This window comes from Lachnospira hominis (ex Liu et al. 2021) (assembly GCF_014287955.1).
Lineage (GTDB): Bacteria > Bacillota > Clostridia > Lachnospirales > Lachnospiraceae > Lachnospira > Lachnospira hominis.
Map to the genome: position 1 here is coordinate 1 of NZ_JACOPD010000002.1, position 22,224 is coordinate 22,224.

The following is a 22,224-nucleotide window of genomic DNA, read 5'->3' on the forward strand; positions in this document are numbered from 1 at the left end:
GAGCCTCCTTAAAACCATCGGGTGGTAGGTGATTACAACCAATCCACAGTATCTTATATATCATAGTCGAACCTACAGAAGAGGTAAAGAAGAGACTATGATTTAACAGTTATTAAGACCTTGGAGATGGTCTCTAAAAACTACTACTATATAATACGAGGTGATTAACATGTTTTCTCAAGCATTAAGGATATTGGATAATAATACTGCAGAACTGATGGCTGACAGGTTTAAGGCACAGCTTGAAAATGCCAAAATTGAAGTAAAGGCTGTAAAACACGAATTAAAAACTACCAGGAAGGAAGTTACAGCAGCCAGACAGGAATTAAAAATCACCAAGCAGGAAGTGGATGCTGCTAAACAAGAAGCAAAGGCTGCTAAACAGGAAGCTGAAAATGCAAAGACTCAATCCGATGCTAAAATAGCTGAACTTGAAGCCATAATTAAAGAGCTTAGTAAAAATCTTAAATAAAGACCTTGCATGACAATGCACTTTACTTAATAACATCAACAGCCCAGACATATCTTAATTGATAATATCCGGGCTGGTTTAATATTATATTTATAAAATAATTATTAGATAAGCAATGAACATTACTACTTGCTCCATCATGTAGTTCTTTGCTTTTTCTGTTGATTCTGCATAATTTTCAAGATCCAAATAATATTGAATTGTCAACATATCATGCATATATAAATCAACTTTATAACATGCAAATGATGTAATTCTTAAAACACCGCAATACAGCCCATGCCATATTGCGGTGTACACTCTCCGAACAATGCCGGAAACCATAATTTTTAAAGATTATAGCACCCCTTAAATGCACTTGCATCAACCTTAACTGATGCTGTGTCATAATCAATTTTTTTGAGACTGATACAGTCTATGAAAGCTTCTGAATCAATCTTTTGAAGTGACTTTGGACAAACCACTTCTTCAAGATGTATACAATTTTCAAATGCATTGTTGCCAATCTCTTTTACACCTTCCGGAAGAACGACTTTAACAATATCTGTACGCTCTGAAAAAACATCTTCTGATATGTACGAAAAGTCTGACATATCAATCTCTTTCATTGTTTTGTTGTAAAGGTATACTTTGATTCTTTCCTTCATACTCCCCACCCCGCATATTCTTTATTGTTCTAATAATTTTGCTATCAGCGGACTTACTGCTGATGCCTGTGCTTCGTAGAAGCTCTGTGGACTGTTTTTCATTATACTTTGAAATGCCTGTGACATTGCCGGCATGACCACACTGTTTAACTGTAATTCATCAAAATGCTTTAAATCAGGAACTGATGTTGATGAAACTGAATTGCTGCTGTCAACTGACTGGATTTTTGAATCAGTGCTGTTTCCCTGTCCGTTAATCTTTTCAAGAAGTTCTGTAATTGTATTCTGAAAATATTCATAATCTTCATAACTAAAAAGATTACTGCTCATATATGAATTCAGCTTACTGCCACTGCCCGAACCGATTGAATGCACCTCTGTATTAACTGAAAGACCAGGATAATATGTATTTCCTGCATTTCCTGTGCTTACATATGCATGGCTCAAATCTGTTGCCTGCATTGAATCTGTTGTCCATGAATCATTGCTCAACGCACCGTCTAATATGTCATTAATCTTATTTATGTAATTAACCGTCTCATCATATGGAGGAACACCACCATACTTCTGAACCGCACCACATCCGGCATTATAGCCTGCAAGTGCAAGTGAAACATTGCCATTATAATCATCTAAAAGCCATGACAAAAGCTTGGCACCTCCGGTTATGCTCTGTCTTGCATCATATGGGTCTTCCACTCCATATGATTCTGCCGTTGATGGCATAAGCTGCATTATTCCCATTGCACCGCATGATGATGTGGCATTGACATCAAAACCTGATTCTGCCTGTGCTACAGCTTTTAAAAGATTAACATTAACTCCATATTCCTGTGAAACATCTTCAAAAATCTCATCGAGTGTCTCATCGCCGCATGAACGGTTATATACATTATCAAATGATGTAGCCTGACCTGTCTTATCTGCCGGACCCTGTACAAGATATTGATTACCATCTAGTATTGTAACCGGTTGAATTACATTCATTCCCATCTTCCCTGCCTTCTAATATTAATATATTCATTATAAGCCTTTTCAAGTATCTGTCTTTCATTGGCAAATCGTAACAGATGAAATGCCTCATGGTACTTATAATACCCGGAATCTTCAAAAAACTCTTCTCTCTGCGGTTTGCTGTAAAAGCTGTCCGCAGCACAAAGATACCAATGAACAGTCTTTTTTATCGTATCTGACACCGTATTAAACGTATATTGTGTGTCGCCTATATACTTAACTATCTTAACGGATGCACCGCTCTCTTCCAATACTTCCCTTACCGCAGTATCCTGTGGTTCTTCTCCCTGTTCTACCGTTCCTTTCGGAAGAACCCAGCCTTCATATCTGTTCTTGTAATTCTTGTACAATACAAGAATCTTGCCTCTGAAAATAACCACACCACCACAGCTTGTTGCCTCAGCCATTGCAATTCCTCCTGTGATATATATTAATTATACAACTAAAGAACCACAATATCAACCAATGAATCAGTATTCTTCTTATTTAAAATACAAAATCAGTATTTTAAATCAATATTTTTCAATCAATATTCATCAAAAAATGCATCCAGAAGAGCTTTTGTTACCTGCTGTGCACCAGGCACGCCTGTATATCCGCCTTCAAGTATAACGCAGAAAGAAATCTGCGGATTTTCATATGGTGCATAACCGATAAACCATGAATGTACCCTGTCGCTGTTATCAAACTGTGCCGTTCCTGTTTTTCCTGCAACTGTATATGATGTATATGTAAATGCGTAACCTGTACCCTCAGTCACAACCGCACGACAGAACTCTCCGATTGTATCTGCCTCAGACGGCGTACATACAACGGACTTCTGTTTTGGTGTTGTCGTACTCACAACATCGCCAGAACGCGTCTGGACTTTTTCAACAAAATACGGCTGCATCATAACACCTCTGTTTGCAATTGCAGAGATAATCATAAGATTGTGCATAGGTGAAACCATTGTTTTACCCTGACCGATACCGGTCTCCTGAATCTCACTTACCCCTGAATTTTCGTCAAGTGTAAAGCTGCTGACGCTCGACTCTATTCCGATATCAAGATTTTTGTTATAATAAAAATCTTCGCAAAGCTGTCTGTATTTTGAAAGATTCAGCCTGAATCCTATTGTTGAAAATACACCGTTACACGAATTGGCAAATCCCAGTTTTAAATCCTGATGTCCATGGACAGAACCATTATAACATGGAATTGTTGTTCCTCCGTTGACATAGGCACTTCCTGTACAGTCAAAAGAATAATTTTCATAATCAGGATATTCCCTTACATATTCAAGAGCAGTAAGTACCTTAAACGTAGAACCCGGCGAATAAAGTCCCTGTGTTGCCCTGTTAAGAAGCACAGAATCAGAGCTGTCATAGCCAAGCCATTCACTGTACATTTCAGGTGCTTCATTCGGGTCATAATCCGGCTTTGAAACCATTGCGAGAACCCTTCCTGTCGAAGGTTCCATTGCAACTACTGCACCTTTATTACTTCCCAGTGCCTTATATGCAGCCTCCTGAAGCTTTGGAACAAGCGTTGTAACAACATCATATCCAACTGATTTCTCACCGCTCAGATCATCTGAGAGCTGATTAATTATATTACCTGATGTGGACAGTAATTCATAATTGGCAACACCTTCAACACCTGTTTTTGCAGAAGCCAGTCCTACAACATGGCAGAACACTTCGGAAAACGGGTAAACTCTCGTCTCATTTCCATCCTCATCAATATCTGTTTCTGCAAGAATCTGTCTGTCAGCTGCAAGAATGTTACCTCTGACGACCTTATTTTCAAGATTATCGATTCGCTTATTATAAGGATTATTTACAATTGTAGAAGCCTCAAAGACATTAAAATATACAAGATAACTTGCCATCATGAGAAATAATGCAACGAAAATAAATGATATTACATTAGTTTCACGATTTCTAAGCCCCTGCTTTTTTTTATCAACTATATCATTAGGCTTTGTGTTTTTCTTTTTTAAGTTTCGTGTTTTTACCTGCTGATTCATTCTTAATTTCAACCTCGTCCTGTCTCATATTATACATTCCGTTAATCAATGCAAACATTATAAGTGAACTTACAATAGAACTTCCGCCGTAACTTACAAAAGGAAGCGTAACACCTGTCATAGGTATCATCTTCATAGCACCTCCAACCGTAAGAAACACCTGAAATCCATATGTAACACCAAGTCCTACCGCCACAAGCCTGTAAAACAGTGTTTTACATCTTGAAGCAATATTCATCATCAGTATAAGATTATTAAGACATATAAGCAGCAATGCAACTGCAAATATAGCACCGAACTCCTCTGTTATTGCCGAAAACATAAAATCCTTTTCAGCAACAGGAATTTTATCCGGAAGTCCCTGTGCAAGTCCGCTTCCAAACCACGACCCCATGCCTATCGCAAATAATGACTGGCATATCTGGTAACCTGTTGAATCTATTGTGCTCCAAGGGTCTTTCCAAATAAGGACACGCTGTCTTACATGGTTGAAAATCTTATATGCACCAGCTGCAGCAACACTTCCGGCAGCAAATCCTATTCCGACATAGCTAAGTTTCCTTGTCGCAATAAAGAGCATCATAAGATAAACAACGAAAAATATAAGTGCAGCACCCAGATCTTTTGATATTACAAGTATAATAACGTGAATTGCCGCTATAACAGTAACTTTTACTGTCTGTTCAAATGACGTAGATTTATTAAACATTGAAGCAACAAACATCACAAACAGAATTTTAACAAATTCTCCAGGCTGTACAGAAACAGGTCCCAGTGTAAGCACAAGATTAGCACCGAATACTTCCGTGCAGAAAAGCACAGCAAGCAGGAGTGTAATACCTGTTATGCAGTAAATCCAGCCCATATTTCTAAAACTCTTTACTCTTTTTAACAACGCCGGTATAAAAAAAGTAATAATAGTTCCACCGGCTGCAATAAGAAACTGCTTCACACATTTATCATAATCAAGACGACAAATCATTATAAATCCAACCGCCATAAGCATACACATATTATTTACAAGCAGACGCGAAGCTTTTGGGTATAAAACGTCATACACAAATATCGTAACAAAAAGATATATAAACTGTGCGAAATATAATATAAGATATTTTATATCTTCATTATTAAGCTGATAAAGTATCAAAAAGCCCAATAAATGTATCATAAACATTATTACATTCTGAAATGCGTATGTAAACTTTCGCTTCTCTTCTTTCATAACGGCACCACGATATGCCGCTGCCGCATAAAAGCAGAGCAAAAATGCAAATATATACTTTGATACTTCTATAAACACTAACTGCATTATTCCACTCCTACAGCATAATGACCTGTCCATGCAGTTTCATCATGCATATTATCATAATCCTTTCTGATATAATCAGGATTAATCTCTTCTAAAAGACTGCTGTCATAGCCGACATCAATTCTTTTTGCACTATACATAACACTATGGCAGAAAGAACATACGCTTTCAACCATATATGTTCCGCTTCGTTTATTATTAAGATAAATAATTCCGTTATTATGATCACACAATCCGTAAGTTTTTCTTACGCACTGCTTTGAAATCATAACAGGCACAAATCCTTCTGCAACAAATTCTGTCGGAACACCATAATTTACCATATTCATCTCTTTATAATTAAGCTCATATGGCAGTGTTATTCTTGTCAGTTCACAACCACATACTGATATTATGTCACGAAGCTGCAATACCGAAAAACTATTCCAGCAATACAATCCGGCATCTGTGACAATCTTTGGAACAAATCCTGTCTTTTGTCCTAGATTTCCAAGGCACCCAATTTCTTCAAGATTTCTCACAAGGAACATCTCTATATTACATGAACGGATGTTTTCAATCAATGAGCCAAAAATCCTGTTTTGCGACTGTGTTATTATATATGGAAGTGCAGCTGTAACATTTTGTGAATCTGCAAGTTCTTTAATATTTTTCCTGCATTCATCATCATCAAACAACTTAAAATCAACATACACATTATCATTATTCAGCCCTGATAAAATATATGACTTTAATTGTCCTTTGGTTTTCAAATAAACCGAGGTCCTGTATTTTCCATCATGTATACTATCATTGACTGTTACAGATATATCTTTTGATGATGCTTTACATACATTATATACCGATTCATCCACAGTCTGTCTTCTGTATTTATCAAGAATTGTTTCTGTGAGCTTTTCTATTCCTTTTCTTCGTAAATCGTTAAGAATACTTACAGGAACAAATACATTTGTGCCGATATCTGCTGTAATCTTTCCGGCTGTAAAGTCTGTATTTCCAAGCTTTGAAAGATTCTTTATACAGCTTTCAACCGTAGCCGGCTGTTTTCCGGCAATCTCAGCAGATGCACCAAAAACGCTTACCTTTGTATTACATGCTTCAAGTTCAAGCTTCATCGGCTTGCCACATTCTGCCGTAAAAAGCATATTTACTGGCTTCTTTAGAGTGCCGGCCTGCGAAGCGTATTTTTCAGCAATTTCTTTTGTGACAGAACCGTTTTTCATCCTGTAAATAATTCTGTCTTTATATAAAGGAAGTTTTCTTGACAAATTAACAGTAAATGTACTTCCCTTTTTGTATGAATCACCACTTGTATATGCATTATCAGAATCAATTTCAAACACATCCTGCGGATTAATGTCAGTGAGTGCCTTAAAAAGAATTCTTCCGTTATCATTTTTTACAACCTGGAGTGCTTTCACTCCCATGTGATTCGGTCGTGACAGCGACATCATGTTCTTTCCTTTTTCACTGTTGTAGTATCCGCTTGTAAATGAACCCCTGTTAAATATATCAAGAAGCATATTCTTATCTTCCTGCGATACGTGATATCCTTTTCGTCCATTTTCAAGATACATGTCTGTATATTTTCTGTAAATTGATGTGACACCGGCTGCATATGTAACATTTTTCATTCTGCCTTCAATTTTCATTGAATATACTCCCGCATCAATTATATCAGGAAGAATATCTAGTGCACACATGTCTTTTGGACTTAAAGGATATGATGACTTTGAATCATTTATCACTTTATCATTATTAACAACCGAATAATCAAGACGGCAAGCCTGTGCACATCTTCCTCTGTTGCCACTTCTTGTTCCATTCATACTGCTTAACAGGCACTGTCCCGAATAGCAGTAACACAAAGCCCCATGCACAAAACTTTCTATTTCTATATCACATTTTTCATGAATCTGTCTTATTTCATCAAGTGTAAGCTCCCTCGCCGTAACAATACGCATTGCACCCATCTCTTTTAAAATGGATGCACCTTTTTCTCCCGTAATTGTCATCTGCGTACTTGCATGCATGTGCATATCAGGGAATGCACTGTGAAGTATCTTAAACACACCCATATCCTGAACTATACATGCGTCAAGTCCTGCCTCATAAAATGGTGCAATATAATCGACAAGCTCATGCGTACACTCATTTTCCTTCAAAAGAGTATTTACAGTAAGATAAATCTTCTTGTCACGCAAATGAGCATAATCTAACGCTCTTATCATCTCTTCTTTGTTAAGATTGCCTGCATATGCCCTCGCACCAAACATGTCACCGCCAAGATAAACCGCATCAGCTCCGGCATTTATCACGGCTTTCATAATATCATATGAACCCGCCGGTGCAAGCACTTCTACATTGTGATTCTTCAACTCTGACTCCTATTTTGCATTAAGTTCTGTTTCTAACTGAACAATATTTTTCTGATATTTAGCAATTTCTTTTTTTAATTCTGTTATCTCTTTTTCTGCTGCATCTGTCTTAATCTGTGCAGCTATGAGTTCATGTTTTAAATCATATATCTCTTTGTCTTTATTCTCCATTTCTTCTGAGAGACTGTCACCGAGCTTTTTGGCCTTAAAATAGTCATCTGCTATGTTAAGATACATAAGATTAGCACGAACTTCCGCATTCTGTCTGCGAAATGAATCTTCTTTGCTGTACTCAGCAAGCTTGTTATTAATATAAGATGCAACTTTCTGTAGATATTCCTCACTCTCATATCCACTTAATGTAAATACTTTTCCACCCAAAATTACTTCTGTATTATTTTTTGATGACATGAAAACGCCCTCCAATACTTTATCCGAATTATTTAATTATATCATTTTTATACTTTTTGTTCAATCCCCAGATTAAGATACGCCTCGTTCGTTGCAACACGTCCTCTCGGCGTTCTGTTAATAAATCCATTCTGTATAAGATAAGGCTCATATACATCTTCAAGTGTTCCTGCATCTTCACCGATAGATGCTGCAAGAGTGTCAAGACCCACCGGACCACCGCCGAATTTCTTTATTATTGTGCCAAGTATAAGCCTGTCATTTGCATCAAGACCATCCCTGTCAACATCTAAAAGATTAAGTGCATAATCGGCAACCTCGCCTGTAATTCTTCCGTCATATTTCACTTGTGCAAAATCACGCACTCTCTTTAACAGACGGTTGGCAAGTCTCGGGGTTCCTCTTGAACGTCTTGCAAGTTCGTTGGCTCCCTGCGAATCAATCTCTACACCAAGTACATTGGCAGAACGGATTATAATTGTCTCAAGTTCTTTTACCGTGTAATACTCGAGATGATTTACCACTCCGAATCTGTCTCTTAAAGGTGCGGACAAAAGACCTGCTCTTGTTGTTGCACCGACAAGTGTGAACTTAGGTAGTTCAAGACGAATTGAACGTGCTGTTGCCCCTTTTCCTATCATAACATCTATCTGGTAATCTTCCATTGCCGGATACAAAACTTCTTCAACCTGCCTGTTAAGTCTGTGAATCTCGTCAACGAACAGGACATCCCCCTCAGCAAGATTATTAAGGATTGCCGCCATTTCACCCGGTTTTTCGATTGCCGGTCCTGATGTCACTTTAAGATGTGTTCCCATCTCATTGGCAATTATCCCTGCAAGTGTTGTTTTTCCAAGTCCCGGAGGTCCATAGAAAAGTACATGGTCAAGTGAATCATTACGTGCTTTTGCAGCTTCTATATACACTTTCAGGTTGCGTTTTACTTTTTCCTGTCCAATGTAATCTTCAAGAGCAAGCGGACGTAAATTATTTTCAATTTTTATATCTTCTTCAACAAGCTCTGTTGAAATCACTCTTTTTTCCATCAAATTCCCTCTCAGATAAGTCTTTTAAGTGCTTCTTTCAAAATAGTCTCTGTATCTTTTTCTTCTATATTTTCTATATTCTTAACTGCACGAAGTGCCTCAGCATTGCCATAGCCGAGTGCAACAAGTGCCTCAACTGCCTCATTCCTTGCACTGAAATCAACTGACATGCCGGTGCTGCTCTCCTGATGTGCCAGTGCCTGCTCAAATGCATCTGAAAGCTTAATCCTGTCTTTAAGCTCAATTATAAGCTTCTGTGCTGTTTTAGCACCTATTCCCGGTGCACTTGATATAAGCTTTACATCATCTGATAGCACGGCAAATCTCAAATCATCAGGAGAGATTGTTGAAAGAATTGCCAAAGCACCTTTCGGTCCGATACCATTTACATTGATAAGCATCTTAAATATTTCAAGGTCATCTCTTGTGAGAAAGCCATAAAGACTGTGTGCATCTTCCCTTATCTGCAAATATGTATATACCTTTACCTGCTCACCCGTAACGCAGAATTCACTTATAACAGTTGCAGGAACACGGATATTAAAGCCGATACCATTATTTTCAACAACAATAGCATCTTCCATTATCTCTGTAAGTTCTCCTTTAATATAGGAAATCATATCTCTTTCTCCATTCCCAGACAATAATTAACAAACTGCTGTGCAGTTCTTCCTGAAATGCCGCCATGGCTTAATTCCCACTTATTTGCTTCTAACTTGAGTTCGTCATCTGACATAGTCACGCCGCTTCTTCTTGCAAGTTCGATAACAATCTGGAAATACTCCTGCTGTGTCGGTTTTGAATAACAAATCTGACATCCGAAACGATTTACCAGTGAAAGCTTTTCTTCCATCGTATCTGAACGGTGTAAGCCGTTTGATGACTCCATATCATCACGATCATTCCATGTTTCTTTGATAAGATGTCTTCTGTTAGATGTTGCATATATAAGGATATTTTCAGGCTTAGTCTCAACGCCTCCTTCAATTACAGCCTTTAAGAACTTGTATTCAATCTCAAATTCCTCAAATGACAAATCATCCATATATATTATGAAGCGATAGTTACGGTTCTTTATCTGTGCTATTACATTTGATAAATCTTTGAACTGATGTTTATATATCTCAATCATCCTTAATCCGTCATCATAATATTGGTTGACAATTGCCTTAATACTTGTAGATTTACCTGTTCCGCTGTCACCGAATAAGAGGACATTGTTGGCTTTCTTTCCTTTTACAAATGCTTCTGTATTCTCAACAAGCTTCTTTTTCTGGATTTCATATCCGACAAGGTCAGTAAGCATAACTTTGTCCATATTGTTAATTGCCATAAATTTAACGCTGCCGTCAGGATTATTGCCGATTCTGAATGCTTTGTTAAGACCAAACATGCCAACACCGTAATCCTTATAAAATGTAGTAACACCATCAAAAAACTCTTCGTCTGTTGTTGCGGCTGCAAGTTTTTCGCTTAATGTGCGTACTTTTTCGCTTACATTTCTGTTATACATAAGTTCTTTTTTCACAATTGCTTTGTAGTTTGTAATAAGTGAAAAACAATTTATTGAAAGTTCTTTTTCAATCTCGCTGAAATCATAGTGGAACAGCTTTCTGAATATCCCGAAATCATTCATGGCAAATGTGTTGACACTTCCGTCATTGGCACCGACCTTCTCACATGTTATGCTGAATGGGTTTTCTGTTGTGATAAGTATAAATGTAAGATAATTCTGCCATAGGTTCTTATCAAATCCATAATCTGTCGCGACTTTAAGAATTCTTTTAATCTGCGTATAGATTTCTCTTGTAAGTTCCTCTTTTCCCGTATCCTCAACATCAAACTTTCTGAAAATGTCTGCCATGCGTGAAAGGATGCTGTCTTCATCCATATCTCCGTATATTATCAGTCTTGAAATTTCTTTGTACATAGCTTATTTTCTCCATTCCATTTCATAATTAAAATCAAGTGTATTTCTTATTATACTATATCAATAAAGTTTTTTGTCAAATATTTTCTTATTTTATTTGAGTTATGACCTATTTCTTATTATTGAACTATTGACACAAAAGAAATTAATGATATAATCAACAAAGGACTTTGGGTAGTCCGCAATACTATATTTTTTCATTTTTTAAAATGGAGAGGACTTTTAATGAAAGCTATTGCTTCAATCAACACCGTTATCTACACCCTGTTGACTGTATTGTATTTTTATCAGTTTATATATATTGTGATAGCCTTAATCGGTGAAAAACGAAAGAAGAAGCAGCCAGAATACGAACCTAAGAAACTTCACAGGTTCGCTTTTATTATTGCAGCCCGGAATGAGAATGCCGTAATCGGTAACCTGATTAAGAGCATCAAAGCACAGAACTACCCTTCTGAACTTATTGATGTTGTTGTCGTTGCTGATAACTGTACGGATAACACAGCCGAGATTGCAAGAAGCTGCGGTGCAATTGTATATGAACGTTTTAACAAGGTATTAGTCGGTAAAGGCTATGCTCTTGACTATGCATTCAACAAGATAAAAGAAGATGAAGGTGATTATACCGCCTACGACGGTTATTTTATTTTTGATGCGGATAATGTCATTGACAGAAATTATGTCCGTGAAATGAACAAAACTTTTGATCAGGGGTATCGTGTGGTCACAAGTTATCGTAACTCAAAAAATTTCGATACCAATTGGATTACATCAGGATATTCGCTCTGGTTCTGCCGCGAAGCAAAATATCTTAATAATCCACGAATGATTCTTAAAACAAGCTGTGCTGTATCAGGAACAGGCTTTCTTACAAGCAGTGAGATTATTAAGAAAAATGGTGGTTGGAAATGTAATCTTTTGACAGAGGATATTCAGTTTTCAGTTGTTAATATTCTTGAGGGAGAAAAAATCGGCTACTGTGATTCGGCAATGTTCTATGATGAACAGCCGGAGACATTTAAACAGTCATGGAACCAGCGTATGCGTTGGTCAAAGGGCTTCTATCAGGTAATGTTCAAATATGGTCGTGAACTGATAGCCATGGCATTCAAAAAACGTCAGATGTTCGTATCATGTTATGATATGTTTATGACACTTGCTCCTGCTACTCTTCTTTCAGTAGGCTGCATGCTTTTGAATCTCATATTTTTAGTGCTTGGTGCACATAACTTTACTTTATTTAAAAAGGTATTTCCGGTCGCTATGGAATCAATCGGTTTTGCCTGTGTAAGCTTTTATCTGCTTATGTTTTCAATCGGATTGCTGACAGTAATAACAGAATGGAAGAAGATTCTTGCTTCTCCTAAGAAAAAGATTATTTCGCTGTTCACTTTCCCATTATTTATGCTTACATATATTCCAATTTCTCTTGTCGCTTTATTCAAGCGTGTTGAGTGGAAACCTATCACACACTGTGTTTCCAAATCTATGGAAGAAATTGAATTGCAGCAGCAATATAAACAATAAAAGAAACGGCATTCAGTTAATCTGAAATGCCGTTTCTTTATTTTTGTCCATATGCTCTTTCAGTGCGTTTCACCACCATAGCTGATACAATTCCTATTACTGCTCCAGTCACTGTTCCGGTTATCATAAGTACAGGAAGATAATATACTATCGCACCGCTTCCCATTATAAATACAGCTGCAATTATCTGCCCTATATTATGAAGTACTCCGCCGGCAACACTTACACCAACAGACGAAAAAAACTGTATTTTCTTTAGTATTATCATTATTATCATGCTAAGAACCGCTCCTGACATGCTGAACAAGAAGCTGTTCAAATTGCCAAAAAGAACAGCAGTTAATGTTATTCTTATGAGATTAACTGCAACTGCTTCTTTTATTCCGACAACATATAAAATCGTTATTATAGCAATATTGGGAAGTCCTACCTTAATTCCCGGAACCGGAAGCGGCACGGAAATCACGCTTTCGATATAGCCAAATATCATCGCCAAAGCCGTAAGTACACCGCAAAGTGCGAGTTTTTGCGTCCGTGTTGAATTCTTCATATTTTCATTCACCTGTTTTTATTTGTTAATTTTTATTTATATATTTTATTACCCGTTTTCATCTATCTGACAAGCGAATCTACATTGCCTTCACCGCCCTGTATCTCGACAACCACGCGATGCGGAAGGCAGACTATCGTCTCTCCATTCTTATTTATCTTTCCTGTTTTTTCACACAATTTATCAGGACAGTCGGCATCTTTCATATAAACTGTACCATTTTCTATAACTACAGTATTACTGCCGCCCTGATAACCCTCAACAGTAACAGACGCATTTTTGTCAAGAGGAAGCATATAGACAATATTTCCGTCTACCTTCACAACTGCTGTAATACCATCCTTTTTCACAACAAAATTAATAATCAAAAATGCTGCTGCACATACAATAATCAATGTCGATATCAGCATTATATCTCTTTTAATCTTCTTTTTTTCCAAATGTCATTCTCTCCGAAATATTAATTAGTACCTTTTAAAGTTACTTATATAATATACACTTTAAACCGTAAAAACACAATATTATCATTTATATATTTTGTATTACATTTATTTAAAATGTGCGGTATATTATATATCTCAATGGCGAGAAGAATGCAATTAAAATGCCAACAGACGTACAATTTAAAGACGAACTCAGAAAAGAACTCATTATGTATAAGGATTACCTTTCCTTAATCGAAAACAACGAAATTGATAAACTGAAGAAAAAATTCTATGACAATATTGAACGTATAGAAGCAAGCTTGCAGGATTGATTTACACCATAAAAATACCGACCCCAATCGTTAGATTTTTCTGTCTGACTTTTGAAGGTCGGTATATAATTGAGTTACTGGATAGCCAATTAGAAAAGATTGAAGCTGAGATGACGGATTTGGTGCTATTATGGAGCGTAGCCATAAAATTATGAGTTAGGAACTTATCTCCTACTTCTACGTTAAGTTTGAACCAACTGTTCCTTGGTAGATAAGATGGAACAAAACAAAGAAATCTCGATTTCTTAACTTATAAAAAGACTTGAATAGTACTGTCGTGAGACAGTCCCACTCAAAAATTAAAAGGAGAAAAATGAATGGGCAGATATTTATTCCGACTGCCATAAAAATAGACATTGGGACAACCTTCGGTTATAGAGTGTTATTACACACAGCTATGTTGTTTCTCCAATGTCTATATTTTACCATTATATTTAATTCAATATAATCCAGAACAATAGTTCTAAAATTGTCACATTCTTTCCTTTAGGGTTTGTCGTTTGAAATATTGATTATTAGAGAAATATTGTAATAAAATTACAGTAAGATTTTTGGAGAGCGTAGTCGATTGACTACTCTTCTTTTATATCCATCTGTAACATACGTTCTGATAGAAATATGTAATATCTTGTCGTATAATTATATTATTGGTAACTTATACCAAAATTTATACGATTGGAGATTATAACTGTGGTGGATAAAATTGAAGTGCTGTTTTCTGAAGTAATTTCTACATTACGAAAATATACAAATTCAATCAATAGAAAAAACAACATTGAGTCGAGAAAAGTGGAAAAATTTTTAAAAGATGTTATATTTAAAACGAACAGACAACTTGATGGTTACATTGAATCTGATAGAGTTCTAAATGTTGATAGTAGGCTTAGAGCGATAAAAAGTGAATTGTTAAGAGATATAACGGATAAAGAAATTGATCAATATCTATCGTGGATTTATAAATTGCTTCATGATACTGTTGCACATAACAAAGATATAGTATTGCTTAGAGACTATAGGTATTACAATAAGCTTGGTAATGAGAAGCAAATTAATAAAATCAAGAAGAAACGAAAAGCATTAGAACCTAAGAATTATCCTAAGAAAATATCAATTGGGGATATAGTTTATCTACAATGCGGTTTTGGATATTGCGGTGAAATAAATACTAATCATTATGCTATTATTATGAGTGAAATTAAAAATCAGATGTATTTCATTGTTCCGCTATCCAGTGACGAATTAAGAATGTTCCCATATTATTTAGAAGGATTAAATCTTCCAAATGCTGAACATGATGAAAATAAACTATCTTATGTAAGATTTGATCAGGCAAGATTTGTACATTATAGGAGAATAGAAAATATAATGGTTAATGACAAGGCATTGACAAGAAAAATAAAACCAGAAGACATAGTTGAAGTAAACAAGAAATTTTTGGAATTTATGAATTTTCAGTTGACAAAAGAAAATAATTGAGTATAATAAAATATAAGAAATGTCAGTAAAGTTGTTTGCACCCGCTTTCAACTTGTAGTATTATAAAACAATCAATTAAGGACTGCCCCAAATTAAGGGCGGTCTTTTTCGTTATCTCACAAAACAAAAAAGAGTAGCAATTTCTCACTACTCCTCTATACTATCTAATTACTGGTTTGGTGTCGTCTGTGGATTTTTGTCTTTATTATTATTGTTGGTTTGCATTATGCGTTCTCTCCTATTCTACCGTTTTAGTATATTCTTTTGCAAACAATCCATCATCAACTACATAAAATTATTACGAGGTGAAAATAATGATAAATCTAAATATTAAAATTAAAATCAACGAATTAGAGGAATTAAAACCAGTTATTGAGTATATAAAGACTCTTAATCTTAATAAGATACCCGAACTCAATTCAGAAATTACTATTGAATTCGGGTATGATGATTAATCCTTTGAAAGTGAGGTGTAACAAATGACAAATAATGAAATCTTTCCTGATATTGATAAAAATACAGAATATCAGAAATTACTCGCCAGATTCAAACATTCAGAAGAAACCGAATCTGACGAGTTTATTATTAGCGAAGTTTTAAAAATGTATTCTGAACTTGAATGGGATGAATATGATTTAAAAATTCGTCTTTTAGAATTACTTAAAGATAGACATTTTTAATGTAATTCAATAGTGTCTTTTTCAATTCTAATATCGCAATTAAGTTCAACACAGTCGTTGTGCTGAATAAATTCTCTTACAGCATTATCATTACCCTCTTCAAATTTTCTTTTGAATGTAACAGTAAATAAGTTTGTTGACAATACAAAGGAATATGAATGAGGGTAATTACCGCTGTTGATTGGATGATATGAATACATGATAATGTAATCTAAGTTTTTCTGTTTCGCTACGTTTACCATTTGTGTAAATATGCTAAAATTTGTTGTATACATTTATAATACCTCCTCCGTATTAGTATATGGAATATTTTACCATATAGAGAACGATAAGGATAGACTGAACGTTAGTTCACATATAAAAAGAACACTTGTAATTCATATATCACAGGTGTTCTTTGTGTATACGATAGTATACATATATTTTTAGAAAGGATGTGATTAAATTGGTTTAATTTAATTCAAAAATTATCTCTGCGGTGTTATTAATATTGTCATTGGTATAAATAAAAATACCATTTTTGCCATACCATGTGTATTTATCAACTCCAAGTTTATCTTTTTTTGTCTCTACAATATCAGGCTCACCATTAATATTAACAATTTCTTCATATATATTTTTAGGCATCCATTGTGATGAATCTATAGTATATATACATGTATTTAATTTTTCATCAACAAAACTATACTTTTTAATGCAATTACTACCAAAAAATGATGTATTGGTATATGTGACTGTAAAATCTTTTTTATCTTGTTCATTTTTATATCCCAAATCATCATCTTCTATTTTATATTCTTTTGAAGATTCAATGTTACACAACTCTTCAAAAGCAATTGGGTTATCAATATTGTTAAGCATTAATATCCTTGTAGATTTACTTTTATTGATTTTATCGTTTAATTTCTTATCGTTATATCCTAAAATAATAGATATAACAATAACTGGGATTAAAACAATTGAAAAAAATGTAATTATAAATATTTTTGTTTTTCTATTCATAAATAATCTCCCTATATATCTTAAAAATCATCTTAATTATAACATTATTTTTGTTAAAAATAAATAGCAACAAAACAAACAATGACACAAGTATTCCTCAAACAAATACTTGAATGGGTATCCTCAAACAATACCTTGCCAATCAAATAGTATGATATTTAAAACAATAGACAGTTCTGTTGATAAATATCGTAAACAAAAAAGAACTACCATTTATGATAGTTCTTTAGAAGTGGTTAAATTGGTTTAATTATTGTTCTTGTATACCGTTGGATAATTCTTCGTAAATGTTATTTAATTCTGCATCTAGGTTTGTGAACCATTCTGACGATTTTTTATTCCCATTTGATACAAGAAGTTCTTTTTCTGATAATAAGTATTCAATTTTCAAATAGTATCCTATGATTTTTGTTTTTACATAACTTTCTTTTATTGCACTTTGATTGCTTATATCTGGCTTGTCATCTTTGTGTGATTGAAGATTTTCTACAGAACTAATACATTCTGAATCTGAGAATTCAAAACTTGAAAATGTATTTTTATCTGATTTATCATAATAGTATTGGATAGAAATAAGATATATTTTCAAATCATTTGTTAGTTCTTTGCACTCATCATTTATCATAAAGTCATCTGATATAGAAATTGTTTCAAATTTATTTTTTTCTGATTGCTGTTTAGAACATGCAGTACAAAAAATGACGATTAAACAACATATTATTATATACATTCTTTTATTTTTCATAATAATTTGAATCTCCTCGTATAAATATTGTTTTAAGTATATCACATAAATTCATAAAATCAAACACCTAATCCTCAAACAATTAGGTTTATATGGTGACTCAAACACACCATTTTAGAGTTCTTCAAACAAACTCTACGAGATTCTTCAAACAAATCTCAACAATCAATAGTATGATATTTAAAACAATGGACAACGAATTAAAGGTATTCGGAAAAACAATACTTACTACGACAGAGCATTTAAAGAATTTAGAAACAGTAAATGCTACCGTATATAATAAGAATGGTCAGTTTAACCTTCAAGGATTGTCTATTAACACATCACAATCTGTTGGCAATTTCACAAAGCTAAACAATGCATTTAAATCATATAATGGTAATTTAACAAAATCTACCCAGTTACAGAATGCATATATTAAAGCTGTTGGAAATCAGAATGGTGCTTTAGGAAATTATTTAGCAGGTCTAAATGGAGCAAAGGCTTCTATGGGTGGATATATTAAATCGCTTATTGGAGCTAAAGCAGCAACAATTGGATTGCAAGTTGCTTCTACTCTATTAAATGCTGCGTTATCACTTGGACTATCTTTGGCTCTTTCAGCCATTGTCTCTGGAATAACCCATTTAGTTAATAAAGAAAAAGAAGCAAGAGAACAAGCTATTGAAAATGCACAGACAGCAAAAGAAGAAGCCGATAATTTAACAGAATTGTTAAATAAGTACAACCAGCTTTCAGAAGAGGTAAAAACAAATACTGGCGTAAAAGATGATTTATTAGAAACGCAAGGGGAATTATTAGAATCGCTTGGCATTGAACAATCTCAGTTAGATGGATTGATCAAGAAATATGGAGACTTAAATACGGCAATCAATAAAGTCACTCTTGATTCATTAAATGACGCTCAAGCAGATTTAATGGTTGCGGTTGATGCACGAGAAAAAGAGTTAATAAATGTTGGGAAAGATTATAAACACTGGTTCTCTCCAATAAATAGAAACTTAATATCGACAGGCGGTGAAGAATCTAAGCAAGCATACGACATTTTAGCCAAAGCAGGAGTTATATCACAAGGCTCAGTTGGAACAGGTGGTGGTGTATTTACCCTTGTTGGTGATGATAAGACTGTTGATGGTATATTAGAAAACTATCAAAAATTGAAAGAAGCTCAAACTGCTTTAAATGAAGCTGTGTCTAATGGCGAAATTTCAAAAGAAGATATGGGTTCTAATCCATTATATAAGGCTATAAACTCACGTTTAGACGAATTAAAAACAGCGGTCGATGATTATAATTCTGCTATTAAAGATGTAAATGAAAATTCAGCCAATCAAGAAATTATATCAAATCTTATTGGTAAAGACCTTCCACAAACAGAAGAAGAATTTGAAACATTTAAGCAGAGTCTTATTGATTCAGCACAAGTGAGCAATAATTTCATAGGTTCTCAAGAAGATATTAAAAATTCTATTATTGATGCACTTGCTGAAATGCCAGAGTTTGAAAAATATTTTGAGGATTTAGCTCAAGCTGAGAGCGATGTTCAACATGAAACACCGATTTCTCTCGACCTTACATCACAACTCACTGAATCAGATAACAAAGGAACTTCTAAAGCTACTCTCGCCGACCTGCAATCCGAAGCCGACCTTTTAAAGACAGTCCAAAAAGAAATGTCCGAAACAGGAAAAATCGGCGTATCTTCAATGCAAAGTATTATCAAGCAATATCCAGAAGCAAAAGAAGCCTTGTCTGAATATATGGCTGGTTTGATTGATGAGCAGGAATTGTTTGCACAATTAGAGCAAGTATATGAGGATGACAAGAATGCTTATGCTGATAAGATATATGAACAGATGGAAACAACTACACAGTTTCTTGAAAACATAAGTCGAGACTATCCAGACTTCTTTGATTTTCTTAGTGATTTATATCAGGGTGATTTAGGGAATTATACAACTGTAGCTGAATTAAAGAAAGAAATTGATACTGCTTTGGTATCAGCGTTAGATAGTTTATGGGCTAATCATTATCAATTAGTTCAAGATAAAGCTACTGGTTTATATAGTGCTATCATAGATGATCAAGCTATGTTGGATGGAACTATTAGTGAGGAAGAATCTGATAACATATTAAATGGTATTAGCGATGAAGTTGAACGTGCAAATTCCGCATTGGCTAGACTAAATGAAATAAAGAATAGTTATGTTAATCAAATTTCTGATAATGCTTCTTGGCAGTCACTCGGCAAAGATTCATCATCATCATCATCTTCCTCTTCAAAAGAGACAGCTCAAGACATCGATTGGATACAACGACTTATAAATAAAATCTCAACAGCATATTCACATCTAAAGAATGTCGTATCAGATACAACAACTATATGGCTCAAGCGTAATAATGCCCTTTCTGATTCAATGTCTACTCTTTCATCCGAAATAAATGCACAGTCACAGGCTTATGAATATTACATAAACGCATTTAATGGTTATGACCTTGATGATTATTATAAGAATCAGATTGCTAATGGTTCAATAAGCATTGATGTTATTTATGATGACGACCTTAAAAATGCTATTTCTGATTGTCAGGATTTTTATGATAAGGCACAAGATGCTAAGACTGCTGTTCAGGAACTTGGTATTGAGTTAAAGGGGCTTGCTAAAAGTAGGTTTGATAATCTTAAATCACAGTATGAAAAACAGATAAACCAGATTACAAAGACTAATGATTTACTTCATAAAGAAGCTGACATTATAGATACAAAAGGCTGGTTTGCTTCTACTCTGCTTAATAATTCATTTATTGAACAGGAACAGAAGAATCTTGATAAACTCAAGGAAGAAAGAACAACTCTTGTAAATGCACTTAATTCAGCTATTGATTCTGGTAAAATCGAAGAATATAGCGAAGACTGGTATGATATGCAGTCATCAATAGATGATTGTACTTCTTCTATTCTTGATGCAGAAAAAGCACTTATCGAATACGATAATGCTATTCGTCAGATTAATTGGGATGCTTTTGACAGGACTCGTGATGATGTTGAAGACCTTATCAATGAAACAGATTTCCTTGTTGAGTTGCTTAAAGACGTTGGTATAACTGACGACAACGGTAATATGACAAAAGAAGGTCAGGCTGCACAGGCATTACTTGCACAGAAATATCAATTGTATCTTAATCAGGCAAAGGCTTATAAGGATGAGATTTCTAAAATCAATGAAGATTTGGCAAATGATCCTTATGATAAGGAATTACTTGACAGAAAACAAGATCTTATTGATAAAGAACAGGAAGCAATTAAATCTGCAATGAGTGAAAAAGACGCTATTAAAGATTTGACTAATGATGCTTATACTGATTTTATTGATAAGCTTGGAGATGCTATTGATAAATATAAAGAACTCATGAATACCATGAAGGATGCTTACGATTATGAAAAATCTATTCGTGAGAAAACTGAAGCTCTTAATGCTTTGGAAAAACAATATTCTGCTTATCAGGGTGACAATTCAGAGGAAGGCAAGAAAAATATTCAGCAGCTTAAAGACCAGATTAACAGTGCTAAAGATGATTTGATTCAGGATATCATTGAACAATCAAACGAAAATGCTTCTGATATTGCACAAACTATTACTTCTACTGCTGAAAACTATGGTTATAATCTTAGCAAATCCTTATTGTGCAGTGCCAAGAATGTTAATTTTGGAAAATTTAATTAAGATATACATGAGAAAAGAGAACAGCTTTCGCCATTCTCTTTTCTACAAACTGGAATTTATACCCGGTACTTGTCTCGATTTATAGTCATATCAACCAAATGAAATACAAGTAAGATAATAAAAAAAACGGAAACTATTATTATTCCTGCACCAAGCTTGATAAAATCAATTATACCGCCAAGACAAAAGAGCATTGCCCATGTCTTAATCCGTTTTCCAGTAACTCTGCATATTTTCTCTGTATTTAATCCAGTATAATCTCCTGATAAAAACAGCACACTTCTTTCTGTATTCCTTGATTTGATAAAAAATCTTCCAACAAAAAAGAGAACAGTTGCCATCAGTAAATCAATAAATATAATTATTATTTTCATTTTCAACACCTCTAATTCTAAGTTCACAACTTCTGATTTGTTAAATTCATATCCGCATTATAGCATAAAAATAACGACACTGTGTATCACTTTCGTAACATACAATGTCGTTACTTTTATTTTCTTCGATACACCAAACAAAACATATTCCTGTATACGATAATATCATA

The 22,224-nt window shown here is 34.5% G+C and carries 22 protein-coding genes; 6 read left to right on the top strand and 16 right to left on the bottom strand.

The window, feature by feature from the left end:
* Positions 1-169 precede the first annotated feature (169 nt).
* Positions 170-472, top strand: coding sequence for a hypothetical protein (locus tag H8S01_RS02580; protein WP_186836077.1), 303 nt, complete (start codon positions 170-172; stop codon positions 470-472).
* 329 nt (positions 473-801) lie between these two features.
* Here H8S01_RS02580 and H8S01_RS02585 read toward each other — a convergent pair whose 3' ends face one another.
* The 10 genes from H8S01_RS02585 to H8S01_RS02630 all read right to left on the bottom strand — a co-directional run bounded on the left by H8S01_RS02585 (position 802) and on the right by H8S01_RS02630 (position 11,218).
* Entirely contained in the window at positions 802-1,119 is a 318-nt protein-coding gene (locus tag H8S01_RS02585; RefSeq protein WP_021865143.1) for a leucine-rich repeat domain-containing protein, read from the bottom strand.
* Positions 1,120-1,140: 21 nt separating this feature from the next.
* Positions 1,141-2,106: a lytic transglycosylase domain-containing protein gene (locus H8S01_RS02590; protein WP_243204188.1), complete on the bottom strand. Its 966-nt coding sequence runs from the start codon at positions 2,104-2,106 to the stop codon at positions 1,141-1,143.
* Positions 2,103-2,540, bottom strand: coding sequence for an NUDIX hydrolase (locus tag H8S01_RS02595; protein ID WP_186836079.1), 438 nt, complete (start codon positions 2,538-2,540; stop codon positions 2,103-2,105). Before H8S01_RS02595 ends, H8S01_RS02590 begins: the two co-directional genes overlap by 4 nt.
* A gap of 119 nt (positions 2,541-2,659) precedes the next feature.
* Positions 2,660-4,144: a peptidoglycan D,D-transpeptidase FtsI family protein gene (locus H8S01_RS02600; protein WP_186836080.1), complete on the bottom strand. Its 1,485-nt coding sequence runs from the start codon at positions 4,142-4,144 to the stop codon at positions 2,660-2,662.
* Positions 4,092-5,453, bottom strand: a complete 1,362-nt coding sequence (locus tag H8S01_RS02605) for an FtsW/RodA/SpoVE family cell cycle protein (RefSeq protein WP_186836081.1) — start codon at positions 5,451-5,453, stop codon at positions 4,092-4,094. Before H8S01_RS02605 ends, H8S01_RS02600 begins: the two co-directional genes overlap by 53 nt.
* Entirely contained in the window at positions 5,453-7,831 is a 2,379-nt protein-coding gene (locus tag H8S01_RS02610) for a peptidase U32 family protein (protein WP_186836082.1), read from the bottom strand. The genes H8S01_RS02605 and H8S01_RS02610 overlap by 1 nt, the downstream gene beginning before the upstream one ends.
* Before the next feature lie 9 nt (positions 7,832-7,840).
* The gene (gene zapA / locus H8S01_RS02615) at positions 7,841-8,242 is read right to left on the bottom strand and encodes a cell division protein ZapA (protein ID WP_186836083.1); all 402 of its coding nucleotides are present in this window, start codon (positions 8,240-8,242) and stop codon (positions 7,841-7,843) included.
* A 47-nt stretch (positions 8,243-8,289) separates the two neighbouring features.
* Positions 8,290-9,288: a Holliday junction branch migration DNA helicase RuvB gene (gene ruvB, locus H8S01_RS02620; RefSeq protein WP_021865150.1), complete on the bottom strand. Its 999-nt coding sequence runs from the start codon at positions 9,286-9,288 to the stop codon at positions 8,290-8,292.
* Between the two features lie 11 nt (positions 9,289-9,299).
* Positions 9,300-9,908: a Holliday junction branch migration protein RuvA gene (gene ruvA / locus H8S01_RS02625; protein ID WP_021865151.1), complete on the bottom strand. Its 609-nt coding sequence runs from the start codon at positions 9,906-9,908 to the stop codon at positions 9,300-9,302.
* Positions 9,905-11,218, bottom strand: coding sequence for an ATP-binding protein (locus H8S01_RS02630; RefSeq protein WP_021865152.1), 1,314 nt, complete (start codon positions 11,216-11,218; stop codon positions 9,905-9,907). Before H8S01_RS02630 ends, ruvA begins: the two co-directional genes overlap by 4 nt.
* Positions 11,219-11,443: 225 nt before the next feature.
* On the opposite strand from H8S01_RS02630, the gene H8S01_RS02635 reads away from it, so the two are divergent.
* A complete protein-coding gene (locus tag H8S01_RS02635; RefSeq protein WP_021865153.1) occupies positions 11,444-12,745 on the top strand; it encodes a glycosyltransferase family 2 protein in 1,302 nt (433 codons plus the stop codon).
* Between the two features lie 37 nt (positions 12,746-12,782).
* Here H8S01_RS02635 and H8S01_RS02640 read toward each other — a convergent pair whose 3' ends face one another.
* Both H8S01_RS02640 and H8S01_RS02645 read right to left on the bottom strand, forming a co-directional pair.
* A complete protein-coding gene (locus H8S01_RS02640) occupies positions 12,783-13,295 on the bottom strand; it encodes a Gx transporter family protein (protein WP_021865154.1) in 513 nt (170 codons plus the stop codon).
* A gap of 62 nt (positions 13,296-13,357) precedes the next feature.
* Positions 13,358-13,735 carry a NusG domain II-containing protein gene (locus tag H8S01_RS02645; RefSeq protein WP_186836084.1) on the bottom strand — a complete coding sequence of 126 codons (378 nt, stop codon included), beginning with the start codon at positions 13,733-13,735 and terminating at the stop codon, positions 13,358-13,360.
* 164 nt (positions 13,736-13,899) lie between these two features.
* Here H8S01_RS02645 and H8S01_RS02650 point away from each other — a divergent pair, with 164 nt between their 5' ends.
* The 3 genes from H8S01_RS02650 to H8S01_RS02660 all read left to right on the top strand — a co-directional run bounded on the left by H8S01_RS02650 (position 13,900) and on the right by H8S01_RS02660 (position 16,208).
* Positions 13,900-14,052 carry a hypothetical protein gene (locus H8S01_RS02650; protein WP_186836085.1) on the top strand — a complete coding sequence of 51 codons (153 nt, stop codon included), beginning with the start codon at positions 13,900-13,902 and terminating at the stop codon, positions 14,050-14,052.
* A gap of 690 nt (positions 14,053-14,742) precedes the next feature.
* Entirely contained in the window at positions 14,743-15,528 is a 786-nt protein-coding gene (locus tag H8S01_RS02655) for a type II toxin-antitoxin system PemK/MazF family toxin (protein WP_186836086.1), read from the top strand.
* Between the two features lie 479 nt (positions 15,529-16,007).
* A complete protein-coding gene (locus H8S01_RS02660) occupies positions 16,008-16,208 on the top strand; it encodes a hypothetical protein (RefSeq protein WP_186836087.1) in 201 nt (66 codons plus the stop codon).
* Here H8S01_RS02660 and H8S01_RS02665 read toward each other — a convergent pair.
* The 3 genes from H8S01_RS02665 to H8S01_RS02675 form a co-directional block, all read right to left on the bottom strand.
* Positions 16,205-16,483 (bottom strand): hypothetical protein, encoded by a 279-nt coding sequence (locus H8S01_RS02665; protein WP_186836088.1) that lies wholly within the window; start codon positions 16,481-16,483, stop codon positions 16,205-16,207. The two genes, H8S01_RS02660 and H8S01_RS02665, sit on opposite strands and share 4 nt — an antisense overlap.
* A 175-nt stretch (positions 16,484-16,658) precedes the next feature.
* Positions 16,659-17,210, bottom strand: a complete 552-nt coding sequence (locus H8S01_RS02670; RefSeq protein WP_186836089.1) for a hypothetical protein — start codon at positions 17,208-17,210, stop codon at positions 16,659-16,661.
* A 250-nt stretch (positions 17,211-17,460) separates the two neighbouring features.
* A complete protein-coding gene (locus tag H8S01_RS02675; protein ID WP_186836090.1) occupies positions 17,461-17,955 on the bottom strand; it encodes a hypothetical protein in 495 nt (164 codons plus the stop codon).
* A gap of 188 nt (positions 17,956-18,143) precedes the next feature.
* Between H8S01_RS02675 and H8S01_RS02680 the strand changes: the two genes are divergently transcribed.
* Positions 18,144-21,680: a hypothetical protein gene (locus H8S01_RS02680; RefSeq protein WP_186836091.1), complete on the top strand. Its 3,537-nt coding sequence runs from the start codon at positions 18,144-18,146 to the stop codon at positions 21,678-21,680.
* A gap of 56 nt (positions 21,681-21,736) precedes the next feature.
* Here the strand turns inward: H8S01_RS02680 and H8S01_RS02685 are convergent, their stop codons facing one another.
* Positions 21,737-22,054: a hypothetical protein gene (locus H8S01_RS02685; RefSeq protein WP_005611085.1), complete on the bottom strand. Its 318-nt coding sequence runs from the start codon at positions 22,052-22,054 to the stop codon at positions 21,737-21,739.
* Positions 22,055-22,224: the final 170 nt, after the last annotated feature.